Origin of the sequence: Corynebacterium sp. NML 120412 (genome assembly GCF_002285155.1) — a bacterium.
In the GTDB taxonomy this organism is placed as follows: Bacteria; Actinomycetota; Actinomycetes; order Mycobacteriales; family Mycobacteriaceae; genus Corynebacterium; species Corynebacterium gottingense.
Window position 1 is genome coordinate 424,178 of sequence record NZ_NSGL01000001.1, and the last position, 12,135, is coordinate 436,312.

Consider the following 12,135-nt stretch of genomic DNA (forward strand, 5'->3'; position numbering starts at 1 on the left):
AGGATTTGCGGCTGTGATCATCTCACTCCCGGACACCACCACCAGCCAGATCGCGAACGCGCTGATCCAAGCGCAAGAAAACTTCTCGCTGTCCTCGGGCCGCGTGCTCACCCTCCTCGTCGCCGCACGCGACACCGAGGATTCCGACAAGATCCTTGAGACGGTGCGCGCCGCGACCCGCGAGCACCCCGCCCGCGTGCTCGTGCTTTTGCTTGGCGACGAAACCGCGCCCACCAGCATGAACGCCGACCTCATCGTGGCCGCGCATTCGGGCGCGTCTGAAATGGTCGTCATGCGCCTCTTCGGTGACCTCACGCACCACCTCGGCGCCGTGGTCACCCCGCTGCTGCTGCCGGACACGCCGATTGTGGCCTGGTGGCCAAACGAGGCACCGTCCCGCCCGAAGGAGGCGGAGCTGGGCAGTATCGCGCAGCGCCGCATCACCAACGCCCACTCCGACGCCTCCGGGGACCAACTCCGCGCCCGCACGGACGGCTACCAGCCCGGCGACTCCGACCTCGCGTGGTCCCGCATCACCCCGTGGCGCGGGGCCGTCGCTTCCGCGCTGGACCGCTACCACGACGACCCGGTGAAATCCGTCCACATTGACGGTCCTGCTGACGATCCTTCCGTGGACATCGCCGCCGGCTGGCTCGCCGCGTGCCTCAACGTCGACGTGACGCGCGGTACCGGCGACTCCACCAGCGACTCCACGAACGACTCCACGAACGACTCCGCAGTGCACGGCGCGCCCATCACGCGGCTCACGCTGCATTGTGGCGGGGGCGACGTGACGGTCGAGGTCGTCGACGACAACACGGCCCGCATCACCGTGCCGGGAAGCCCCGACTCCTACGTGGCGCTGAGTGCGCGGACCGACGCGGAGTGCCTCGCCGAGGAGCTGCGCCACCTGGACAACGATGTCACCTACGCGCGCGCCCTCCGGGGGCTGTCCGGCGTGACTCGCGCAACAGAGCAGTAACCACATCAGAAGGAGGCCGATTGTGCCAGCACACGTGACCGTTTCCCAGTTCACCGACCGTCGTGCCCTGGTTGCCGCGGCAGCGGAGCAGTTCGCCGACCTGCTGCGGGGTATTCAGGCTGACCCCGCCGGCGGGATCCACGGCGACGGTGTGGCGCGCGTCGTCCTGACCGGCGGTACCGCAGGCATCGAGCTGCTCAGCGCCATGGCAACGCTGAAGGACATCGACTTCAACCGCGTCGAGTTCTTCTTCGGCGACGAACGCAACGTCCCCGCCACGCACCCCGACTCCAACGAGGGACAGGCCCGCGCCGCGCTGCTGAGCAAGGTGAACGTCTCCGCCGAGCGTATCCACGGCTGGGGCCTGGACGGCGGGGACATGTCGGACCAGGTGCGCGAGTACGCGTCAACGGTGGCCCAGCACGCCCCGCGAGGGTTCGATCTCCACCTCCTCGGCATGGGCGGCGAGGGCCACATCAATTCGCTCTTCCCCCACACCGACGCCGTGCGCGAGGACACGCGCACCACACTCGCCGTCACCGATTCGCCCAAGCCGCCGGCCGAGCGCGCGACACTGACATTGCCGGCAGTGCGCAGCGCCGAGCGAGTGTGGTTGCTCGTTGCTGGAGCGGAGAAGGCGGAGGCCGCGTCCCACGTCGCGCACGGTGCGCCGGCCGAGGAGTGGCCGGCCGCCGGCGCGCAGGGCCGCGCGGAGACGGTGCTCTTTGTCTCCGACGACGCCGCCTCGATGCTTTAAGCAGAGCACTTACCGACGTCACGGGCCCCTCCCAGCATTGTTTGCCGGAAGGGGCCCGAGGCCTGTGCCGTATTGCTACGGGCTTGTGCGCGCTACGCCGAGTAGGTCTGGATCAGGTTGAGCGCGATGATGCACGCCACCCAGATCAGCGAGATGATGATGGTGTAGCGGTCCAGGTTCTTCTCCACGATGGTGGAACCGGACAGGTTGGACTGCACGCCACCACCGAAGAGGCTGGACAGGCCGCCGCCCTTGCCCTTGTGGAGCAGGACGAACACGGTCGCAAGCACCGACGCGATTACGAGCACGATCTCCAAAGCCAACGTCATGCGGGACGATCCTCCACTTTCAAATGGGATGTTGGTGAACTTGCTAAATCGTACACCATGGGGAGCGTGCCCCGTGCAGCGACCATGCGGTCTGTCGCACGGCGCCTACTGGACCGAGTTTGCTGCCGCAGCGGCCAGCTTGGCAAAGTCCTCGCCGTTGAGCGAAGCACCGCCGACCAGACCGCCGTCGACATCAGCCTGCCCGACGATCTCGGCGACGGTGTTGGCCTTGACGGAACCGCCGTAGAGGATGCGGATGCCGTCGGCGGTGGCGTCGTCCGCAAGCTCGCGCACGAGCTCGCGGATGGCGTGGCACACTTCCTGCGCGTCCTCGGCGGACGCGACCTTGCCGGTGCCGATGGCCCACACGGGCTCGTAAGCGATGACGGTGCGCGAAAGTTCCTCGGTGTTCAAGCCGGCCAGGGAGGCGCGGGTCTGTTCCTCAACGAAGCTGACGTGCTTGCCTTCCTCACGGACCTCGAGGGGCTCGCCGACGCAGACGATCGGCGACATGCCGTGGTCGAGGGCCTTCTTCGCCTTCGCGGCAACGAGCTCGTCCGACTCGTTGTGGTACTGGCGGCGCTCGGAGTGTCCGACGACAACCCAGGTGCAGCCGAGCTTCTCCAGCATGGTGGCGGAGATCTCGCCGGTGTAGGCGCCGTTGTCGTTGGCGGAAACATCCTGCGCACCGTAGGTGATCTGCAGCTTATCGCCCTCAACGAGGGTCTGGATGGAACGCAGGTCAGTAAACGGAACGGTCAAAGCGACGTCGACAAGCTCGTAGCCGTCCTTGGGGAACGCGAAGGCGAGCTTCTGAGCGCTGGAGATCGCCTCGAGGTGATCGAGGTTCATCTTCCAGTTGCCTGCGATGAGTGGTTTACGTGCCATGGATTTCTCCTATCGTTTCGGCTTGGTTACTTGGACAGGACTGCGACGCCCGGCAGATCCTTCCCCTCAATGAGCTCGAGGGAAGCGCCGCCGCCGGTGGAGATGTGGGAGAAGCCCGCCTCATCCAGGCCGAGGGTGCGCACGGACGCTGCGGAGTCGCCGCCGCCGACCACGGTGAAGGAGTCGTTGTTCTTGGTCGCAGCAATCATCGCCTCTGCGACGGCCTTGGTGCCGGCGGAGAACTTCGGGAACTCGAAGACGCCCATCGGGCCGTTCCAGAACACGGTCTTGGAGTCCTCAATGGCGGCGGCGTACTTCTTCGCGGTCTCCGGGCCGATGTCCAGGGACATCCAGCCCTCCGGGATGCCGTCCAGGTCCACGATCTTCGTCTCCGCGTCCTTGTCAAACTTCTCAGCGGCGGAGAGGTCGACCGGCAGGAGGAGCTTGTCGCCGTAGCGCTCGATGAGCTCCTTGCAGGTGTCGATCATGTCTTCCTGCAGCAGCGACTCCTGGACGTTGTTGCCCTGCGCTGCGAGGAAGGTGTAGCACATGCCGCCACCGATAACGACCTTGTCTGCCTTCGCTGCGAGCGCTTCGATGACGCCGAGCTTGTCGGAGACCTTGGAACCACCGAGGACAACCACGTACGGGTGGGCCGGGTCATCCTTGACGGAGGACAGCGTGGACACTTCCTTCTCCACCAGGTAGCCGGCGTATGCAGGGAGCTTCTGTGCGACGTCATAGACCGACGCCTGGGCGCGGTGGACGACACCGAAGCCGTCGGACACGAAGGCACCGTTGTCGGCGGCCAGCGCGGCAAGCTCGGCCGCGAACTCGCCGCGCTCGTTCTCGTCCTTGGAGGTTTCGCGCGGGTCGAAGCGTACGTTCTCCAGCAGGAGGATCTCGCCGTCGGTCAGGCCGTTGGCGCGCTCGTGCGCATCTTCGCCGGAGACGTCGCCGGCGAGAGCAACGAACTGGCCGAGGCGCTCGGACAGCGCTTCAGCGACGGGCTTCAGCGAGAACTTCGGGTTGACCTCGCCCTTCGGGCGGCCGAGGTGGGCCATGGCGATCACCTTGGCGCCGCCGTCAAGCAGCGCCTTCAGGGTGGGAAGGGACGCGTCGATGCGGCCCGGGTCAGTAATGCTGCCGTCCTCGTCGAGCGGGACGTTGAAGTCGGAGCGGACCAGAACGTGGCGGCCTTCCACGCCTTCGTCGAGAAGCTGCTTGAGCGTCTGCGTTGCCATTGTTGTCTCCTTGAGTATGTCGTGTTTGTTAAGGGGTCTCTCGGGTGCTGAAAAAGCCCGGTGCATGCGCATGCGCACACACCGGGCTCATCCGCTGTACCTAGTTTTACAGGTTGTCAGCGACGTGCTTGGTCATGCGCACGAACTGAGAGGTGTAGGACCACTCGTTGTCGTACCAAGAGATGACCTTCACCAGGTTGCCGTCGATGACGCGGGTCATACCAGCGTCGAAGATAGCGCCGTGGGTGTTGCCGATAATGTCGGAGGAAACCAGCGGCTCCTCGGAGTACTGCATTGCGGTGCCGAGAACCTCGTCCTCGGTGGCCTTCTTCACTGCAGCGTTGACCTCCTCAGCGGTGACGTCCTTGTTCAGCTGGACGGTCAGGTCGGTTGCGGAGCCGGTGATGGTGGGCACGCGCATTGCGAAGCCGTCGAGCTTGCCCTCGAGGTTCGGGAGCACCAGAGCGACTGCCTTTGCAGCGCCGGTGGTGGTCGGAACGATGTTCTGAGCTGCAGCGCGGGCGCGACGCAGGTCCTTGTGCGGTGCGTCCTGCAGGCGCTGGTCGCCGGTGTAGGAGTGAACGGTGGTCATCAGGCCAGACTTGATGCCGAACTCCTCGTCCAGCACCTTGGCCAGCGGAGCCAGGGAGTTGGTGGTGCAGGAAGCGGCGGAGATGACGGTCTGGTCGTTGGTGTAGGAGTCGCTGTTCACGCCCCACACGTAGGTGCCGTCGACGTTCTTGCCCGGAGCGGAGATGATGACCTTTTTCGCGCCAGCGTCGATGTGAGCCTTTGCGGTGTCGCCGGAGCGGAAGACGCCGGTGCACTCGAGCACGATGTCGACGCCAGCCTCGCCCCAAGCCAGGTTGGCCGGGTCCTTCTCAGCAGAGACCTCGATGCGACGACCGTCGACGGTGATGGAGTTCTCATCGAACTCAACATCGTGGCCGAACTGGCCGTAAGCGGTGTCGTACTTCATCAGGTGAGCGAGGGTCTCATTGTCAGTCAGATCGTTGATCTTGACAACCTCGAGCTCGCCCTGGAACTTGTCCTGGATGATGCGGAATGCAGAGCGGCCGATGCGACCGAAGCCATTGATGCCAATACGAGTAGTCACTGTAAAATTACTCCTCTTGTTGAGTCGTGTCGGTTGAGATGCAGCGCACCTCATACGGTCAGGTCTGAGAAGCGGAACCTCGTTCGGCGGGGCGCTTCACCTGCGCCGATGCCGTCCACTGGCTCACTTCCTGGCCTGTCGAAATCCAGTGTAGCGACGGACCAACAACCGTGCATCGGCCTTTCCGCTTCTCGTCAACCCCACAACAACCGGACACAATCGGACGAAAATCCGGGGGTAACTTCCCTAATACCGGTGTGGGTTTTGCGCCCGGTTGACATTCTGACCGCCCCCTCCTCCTGCCAGCTACACGCCTTCAGCACGGCAAACGCGACCGCTCCCCCTCCACCCGTCGAACTCTAGAAAGGTGATACTGAAACAACTTTCGGGTATGGCATATCTCACACCCCCCGGAAATAAACGAGTGCGCGAGTTGTGATGTCGTTTTACTTCGCGTGCGAGACGTCGTCGTCCGCCGCGCCGCGCTCGGCCTGCTCAACCGCGGCCTGCGTGTTCGGGATTCCCAGCTCTTTCGCTTCCTTGTCAGCGAGGGAGAGCAGGCGGCGGATGCGACCTGCGACGGCGTCCTTGGTCATCTGCGGATCCGCGAGCTTGCCCAGCTCCTCGAGCGAGGCGTGGCGGTGCTCCACACGAAGATACCCCGCCTCCGCGAGGTGCTCGGGCACGTTGTCGCCCAGGATCTCCATCGCGCGCTCCACGCGGCGCGCGGCCGCGGCCGCCGCCTGTGCGGACCTGCGCGTGTTCGCGTCGTCGAACGTTGCCAGCCGCTGCCCCGATCGCGCGCGCAGCTGCTTCCGCTTGCGCTTTTCGTCCCACTCCAGGCGCGCGAGCGGTGCGCCCATCCTGCTCAGCAGGATGGCGATCGTCTCCCCGTCGCGGACGAAGACTCGCTCGATGCCACGCGTTTCTTTCGTCCGCGTCGCCACGTCAAGCCGGTGCCCCAACCCGACGAGTGCCAAGGCGGCAGTTTCCTCAGGGCACGCCACCTCGAGCGCCGCGGTGCGCCCTGGCTCAGTGAGCGAGCCGCGGGCAAGGAACGCCCCGCGCCAAGCAGCCTCCACATCCGCGATCGGGCCGGAGATGATGGTGTGCGGCATCCCTTCCACGGGATGCCCGGAGGCCGTGATCAAGCGGAGCTTCCGTACGACCTCGCGCAACCCCTCGGAAACGGTCACCACGCACTTGCGTTCCTTGCTCGCGGAGCCGGGGGCGATGACCTCGAGCGTGGTCGCGACACCGGTAGTCCCGTCAAGCAACTGCTGCAGTCGCTCGGCGACGGGGTGCTCGGCAAGTTCAACGCGCAGGACCGTACCGTGTGGCGTCTGCTCGTACGTTCCGGCGTACCGGATCATCGCCGTTGCTTCCGCAATCTGCGCGCTTGCCTGGGTGGCGCGTACGCTCAGCAGCTCATCTTTGACTTTCGCGGTCAGCGCCACCGTGGTCCTTTCCCTTCGCAGTTGATGTCTCGCAGGCCTCTCGCTTCGCACCGGGGCCAGGTGTACCGACGCCTGATTCTAGCGTGCCCGGTACAACTCCAAAATTGCCGTTGCCAACTTGTCCGGGTCGTGCTTCTCGGCCTGCTTGCCCTCCGGCACGGGCTGGTGGACGTCACGGAATGCGATTTTTGCGCCGAGCCGTTCCGCGGCGCGCTGGAGATGCGTGCGCTCCCCCTCGGATGGGCTGATATGGTTGTCCGCGAGGAGGTAGTCGACCTGCAGCTCTGGCGCGTGTTGGCTCAGGACGTGGATATGACGCTCCGTGCTAAAGCCCGGGGTCTCCCCGGCCTGTGGCAGGAGGTTGAGCATCACCACGACCATGGCGTCCGTCTGGTTCAGCGCAGCGACGATCTCCGGAACCAGGAGGTGCGGGAGCACGGACGAAAACCAGGAGCCTGGCCCGATGGTGACGATGTCCGCATCCCGAATCGCCGCCACGGCTTCCGCGGAAGCAGCGGGCTGCTCGGGCAGCAAGCGAACCCGCCGGACAGCACCAGAGGTGGACGCCACCGCCGCCTGGCCACGCACGGAGCGGAGAACGCGGGGGTCATCATCAAGCCCGGAGACATCCGCCTCAATGTCCAACGGCTGTGAGCACATCGGGATCACTCGGCCCGCGGAGCGCGTCCACTTCGCCACAATGTCCAGCGCGGTCTGCATGTCGCCGAAGCGCTCCACGAGGCTCACCAGCATGAGGTTTCCTAGCGGGTGTCCCGCCATCACACCGTTTCCCCCGAAGCGGTGCTGCAGCGCCTCGCGCCACAGCTCCCCGTCCACATCGTCCGCAGTGAGCGCGGCCGTGGCCATGCGCAGGTCCCCGGGCGGGATGATGGGGAATTCACGGCGCAAGCGACCGGAGGAGCCACCGTCGTCGGCGACGGTCACGACGGCGTTAATGTCCGTCGCTTGCGCACGCCGCGCAGCCAGCAGTGTTTGGTACAGACCATGACCGCCACCCAGGCAGGTGAACGCAAGGCGTTCGCTCGAGCTCATCGCGGTCTCCTTTCAACGGAAAGCTATGAAGAATTGGATACGGCAAGGTGGCGGGCCCTCTGACCCGCTCACCCAGTGTGATTGCGCTGCAGCGCTAGTTTCTGCAGAGGTCGCGGTGTAAGACGTTGACTTCCAGGCGTGGCTTCTGCTGCAGCCGCCGGCCGATTTCCTCTGCGACCGCGACGGACCGGTGGTGCCCGCCCGTGCACCCCACCCCGACGGTGATGAAGTCCTTGCCCTCGTGCTGGTAGCCCTCGAGCGTGCTACTGAGCAATCGCACAAAGTTGTCGATGAACGGTTCCGCGTCCTCCCGGCTCAGCACGTAGTCCGACACCGGCTTGTCGACGCCACGGAACTCGCGCAGCTCCGGCACCCAGTATGGGTTCGGGAGGAAGCGCACGTCGAGCACGATGTCCGCGTCACGCGGCGAGCCGTGTTTGAACCCAAAGGATTCCAGCGTGACGTGCTGCTTCCCGGTCGCAAGCTCGCCTATCGACGCCTCAATCGAACGCCGCAGGTCGTGCACCGATTGATTGGTCGTGTCAATGATCACGTCGGCGATGTCGCGCACCGGCTCGAGCGCCTCACGCTCACGCTCGATGCCATGCTGCAGCGTATCCCCGTCCTGGAGCGGGTGGGTGCGCCGCACCGAGTCGAACCTGCGGATCAGCACGTCATCACGCGCCTCGAGGTACAGGATGAACGGGGCGAACCCGAGCTTCTTGATCTCCGAGATCGTATTCATCAACGACCCGTTGAACTTCCTCGCGCGCACGTCCGTCACCACGGCGAGACGCGACACCGGGGAATCCTTCGCGGTCGACATGCCCACCAGCTCCAGAATCAGCTGCGGGGGCAGGTTCTGAGACACGAAGTAGCCCTTGTCCTCAAAAATCTTCGCAGCGGTGGAAAGCCCGCCGCCGGACAAGCCGGTAATGATGACCGGGTGGAGCGGTTGGTCCTGGTGCTGAGTCATACGGCCATCCTAACGGAACTCGGACCGCGCCTGTCCCAGTCTGCGGAGGAATTTGCAGCGAGGGCTCATTCTCCCTTGTGCAGGTGCTCGTAAATCGTCGCGGCCAGCTTCGGCCCAACGCCGTTGACCTCTTCGATCTGCTCGACGGACGCCGCTTTCATCTTCTTCACGCTGCCAAAGTGCTTGACCAGCTCCGACCGTCGGGAGGGCCCGAGGCCAGGGATCGCGTCCAGGGCGGAGGAACGCATGCGCTTGGAGCGCTGCTGGCGGTGGTACGTGATGGCGAAGCGGTGGGCCTCGTCGCGGATCTGCTGGAGGAGATACATGCCCTCCGAGTTGCGCGGCAGGATCACCGGCTCGTCATCGTCCGGGACCCAGATTTCCTCGAGGCGCTTGGCCAGGCCGATGAGTTGGACATCGACCACGCCAAGCTCGTCGAAAATTGCCTGCGCGGCATCGACCTGGGGCTTGCCGCCATCAACGATGAACAGCTGTGGCGGATACGCGAACCGCTTGTTATTGGTCGTTTCCACCTCGGAGGCTTCCTCCGCGAACATCACTGCGGCAGACTCCTCGTCCGGGTTGGCCAGCTTGTCCTCGTTGTAGCGCTTGAAGCGGCGGCTGGTCACCTCGGCGATCGAGCCGACGTCGTTGGAGTGACCGTCGCCGGCGGCTTCCTTGATGCGGTAGCGTCGATAATCTTGCTTCTTGGGCAGGCCATCCTCAAACACGACGAGCGAAGCCACCACGTCGGTGCCCTGGATGTGCGAAATATCCGTGCACTCCATCCGAAGCGGCGCCTCCTCCATGCCAAGCGCGTCCTGGATGTCCTGGAGCGCCTGGGAACGGGCGGTGAGGTCGCCGACCCGCTTCAGCTTGTGCTGGTGCAGCGCATCGGCGGCGTTCTTGCGCACGGTCTCCATCAGGGCCGCCTTGTCACCGCGCTGCGGGACGCGGATGTTCACCTGTGCGCCGCGCAGGCCCTCGAGCAGCTTCGTGACTTCCTCTTCCTCGTCCGGCATCGCGCACACGAGGATCTCCTTGGGCACCGGAACTGGCGAGCGCACCTCCGCGTGCGATTCCTGGTCCACGCCGCGGCGTTTGATGGTCTCCGCGGCCCGACGGGCGTCCTCCGCCTGTTCCTGCTTTTGGCGCTCCACCGCGTCGGAGTAGTACTGCACGAGGAAGTTCTGCACGAGCACGGGCAGCGCAGGATCTGGCCCATCCCCGTCGAGGCGCTCCGCGGAGCCGGGCTCGTCGCCAGACTTCTCCACCACCCAGCCGCGCTGCGAGCGGATGCGGCCGCCGCGGACATTGAAGATCTGCACCGCGGCTTCCAATTCGTCCGTATCGAAGGCGACGATGTCTGCATCCGTATCGGGGCTGAGCACGACCGTTTGGCGCTCCATGACCTTTTTGACGGCGCCGAGGTCATCGCGAAGCCGCGCGGCCTTCTCAAACTCGAGGTACTCCGCGGCGGACTCCATCTGCGCAGTCATATCGCGCACGACTTTGTCCGTATTGCCGGACATAAACCCCATAAAGCCAGCAACGATGTCTTCGTATTCCGACTCGTCGACCCGGCCCACGCACGGCGCGGCGCACTTGTCGATGTACCCAAGCAGGCAGGGGCGCCCCAACGTTTCGTGGCGGTTATACACGCCGTTGGAACAGGTGCGGATGGGAAACACCCGGGTGAGCAGGTCAAGCGTTTCGCGCACTGCCCACGCGTGGGAATACGGGCCGAAATAGCGCACCCCCTTCCGCTTGGGCCCGCGATAGAAGAAGGCTCGCGGGTACCGCTCGCGCACGCTCACGGCGAGCATCGGGTACGTCTTATCATCCCGATACATCACGTTGAACCAAGGATCGAACCTCTTGATCCACGTGTACTCGAGCTGGAGCGCCTCCACCTCGCTGGCCACCACGGTCCACTCCACCGAGGCCGCGGTGAACACCATCTGCCTGGTGCGCGGGTGCAGGTGCTCGGGCGGCTGGAAGTAGTTGTTCAGCCTTGCGCGAAGGCTTTTAGCCTTGCCCACGTACACGACACGACCATTCGCGTCGCGGAACTTATACACTCCCGGCTCCGTCGGAATGGTCCCTGGGGCCGGGCGGTAGTCCTTCGGGTTCGCCACGTGGGCGCTCCTCCTTCACACATCGGCGACAGGAGGTTAATCCTGCGGCATGTACTTCGCTTCAAGCTCTCGGAATTGGCCAACGGTGCGCAACGCGCGCTCCTTGTCTCCGGATTGGATGGCCCACAGCGGGACGTACTCAAAGTCCGGGAGTTCAAGGCGCGCCATGCGGGCACCCTTGGGGAACGAGAGTCCGTAGACCACGAGCCAGGGGTAGAACCTCGTCCCGATGATGTTGGAGACCTCCACGCCGTCTTCATTAGCGCGAACGCGAGGGCGGGTCAGGAAGTACCAGGACAAGGCGGAGATGATGAGTCCGACGCCGATGAACGCGAACTTGTCCACGCCGGTGATGGCCACCCCGGTGAACTTCACGTCCACGACGGCCGACATAAAGATATGTACAGCCATAACTACGATGATCCAGACGATGGCCACACGCCTGAGAAACGGCGATTCCGCCGTGAATTCCCACGGCTTGGACGACGTCACCGCGTGGGGGTCGAGAGCGTTAAGGTACGCGAGTTCTTCGTCGCTGAGCTTCCTCGATTGGGTTGTATCCTCCGACACTCGCTTCTCCCTTTCGTGCCTCGTCTATAGGTGTGCTGCGTTGGGGTACCAGGAACCTGCTACGGGTCCCTTCGGATACTAGTCCCGCTCGCGCAGCGCCCGTACTTTGCCCAGCTCGACGGCGGCGCTGAGCGCGGCTCGTACGGCCAACGCTCCCCTGTCTTCCTTCGCGTCCTCGCCGCCAGAGCGCTCGTAGGCCTGGTCCTCGTCCTCGACGGTGAGCACACCGTTGCCCACCGGGGTTCCCTCGTCCAGCGACACCCTGGTCAGGCCGCTGGTTACGGAGTCGCACACGACCTCGAAGTGGGCCGTCTTGCCGCGGATGACGCACCCGAGGGCGACCACCGCGTCGTAGCGGCGCGCGCACGCCTGGGTCACCACGGGGAGCTCCATCGCGCCATCCACGAGGTACTCATCTGCCTTCGCCCCGAGCTCGCGCGCGGTATCCCGAGCGCGCTCGCGCATCATGTCCACAATGCGTGCGTTCCAGCGAGTCGCCACAATGGCGAGGGTGTACCCCTCAGCGTTCGGGGAATAGTCCTCCGGCGCACCGGAAGCGGTCATGCGTACAACACTCCTTCAACGCGCGCACTGCGCGAGGCTTAGGTCCCGGGCTGGCGCCCG

Annotated in this window: 12 protein-coding genes; 2 read left to right on the forward strand and 10 right to left on the reverse strand. The window is 64.8% G+C overall.

Annotation, left to right across the window (positions count from 1 at the left end; all coding sequences use genetic code 11):
- Positions 1–13: 13 nt before the first annotated feature.
- Together CKJ84_RS01890 and pgl are read left to right on the forward strand one after the other, a co-directional pair.
- A complete protein-coding gene (locus tag CKJ84_RS01890; protein ID WP_095545764.1) occupies positions 14–982 on the forward strand; it encodes a glucose-6-phosphate dehydrogenase assembly protein OpcA in 969 nt (322 codons plus the stop codon).
- A 22-nt stretch (positions 983–1,004) separates the two neighbouring features.
- Positions 1,005–1,739: a 6-phosphogluconolactonase gene (gene pgl / locus CKJ84_RS01895; protein WP_233125448.1), complete on the forward strand. Its 735-nt coding sequence runs from the start codon at positions 1,005–1,007 to the stop codon at positions 1,737–1,739.
- A 92-nt stretch (positions 1,740–1,831) separates the two neighbouring features.
- Here the strand turns inward: pgl and secG are convergent, their stop codons facing one another.
- The 10 genes from secG to ribH form a co-directional block, all read right to left on the reverse strand.
- Positions 1,832–2,068: a preprotein translocase subunit SecG gene (gene secG / locus CKJ84_RS01900; protein ID WP_095276455.1), complete on the reverse strand. Its 237-nt coding sequence runs from the start codon at positions 2,066–2,068 to the stop codon at positions 1,832–1,834.
- A 105-nt stretch (positions 2,069–2,173) separates the two neighbouring features.
- The gene (gene tpiA / locus CKJ84_RS01905) at positions 2,174–2,956 is read right to left on the reverse strand and encodes a triose-phosphate isomerase (protein ID WP_095276452.1); all 783 of its coding nucleotides are present in this window, start codon (positions 2,954–2,956) and stop codon (positions 2,174–2,176) included.
- A gap of 26 nt (positions 2,957–2,982) precedes the next feature.
- On the reverse strand, positions 2,983–4,200 hold the full coding sequence (pgk, locus tag CKJ84_RS01910) for a phosphoglycerate kinase (protein WP_095545765.1): 1,218 nt from the start codon (positions 4,198–4,200) through the stop codon (positions 2,983–2,985).
- Positions 4,201–4,306: 106 nt separating this feature from the next.
- Complete coding sequence (gene gap / locus CKJ84_RS01915) at positions 4,307–5,317, reverse strand: type I glyceraldehyde-3-phosphate dehydrogenase (RefSeq protein WP_095276446.1); 1,011 nt, start codon at positions 5,315–5,317, stop codon at positions 4,307–4,309.
- 446 nt (positions 5,318–5,763) lie between these two features.
- Entirely contained in the window at positions 5,764–6,774 is a 1,011-nt protein-coding gene (gene whiA / locus CKJ84_RS01920) for a DNA-binding protein WhiA (protein WP_095545766.1), read from the reverse strand.
- Between the two features lie 78 nt (positions 6,775–6,852).
- Complete coding sequence (gene yvcK / locus CKJ84_RS01925; protein WP_095545767.1) at positions 6,853–7,827, reverse strand: uridine diphosphate-N-acetylglucosamine-binding protein YvcK; 975 nt, start codon at positions 7,825–7,827, stop codon at positions 6,853–6,855.
- Positions 7,828–7,921: 94 nt separating this feature from the next.
- The gene (gene rapZ, locus CKJ84_RS01930) at positions 7,922–8,803 is read right to left on the reverse strand and encodes an RNase adapter RapZ (RefSeq protein WP_095276437.1); all 882 of its coding nucleotides are present in this window, start codon (positions 8,801–8,803) and stop codon (positions 7,922–7,924) included.
- A gap of 65 nt (positions 8,804–8,868) precedes the next feature.
- Positions 8,869–10,941 (reverse strand): excinuclease ABC subunit UvrC, encoded by a 2,073-nt coding sequence (gene uvrC, locus CKJ84_RS01935; protein ID WP_095545768.1) that lies wholly within the window; start codon positions 10,939–10,941, stop codon positions 8,869–8,871.
- A gap of 36 nt (positions 10,942–10,977) precedes the next feature.
- Positions 10,978–11,511, reverse strand: coding sequence for a PH domain-containing protein (locus CKJ84_RS01940; protein WP_095545769.1), 534 nt, complete (start codon positions 11,509–11,511; stop codon positions 10,978–10,980).
- A gap of 78 nt (positions 11,512–11,589) precedes the next feature.
- Positions 11,590–12,075: a 6,7-dimethyl-8-ribityllumazine synthase gene (gene ribH, locus CKJ84_RS01945; protein ID WP_095536189.1), complete on the reverse strand. Its 486-nt coding sequence runs from the start codon at positions 12,073–12,075 to the stop codon at positions 11,590–11,592.
- Positions 12,076–12,135 lie beyond the last annotated feature (60 nt).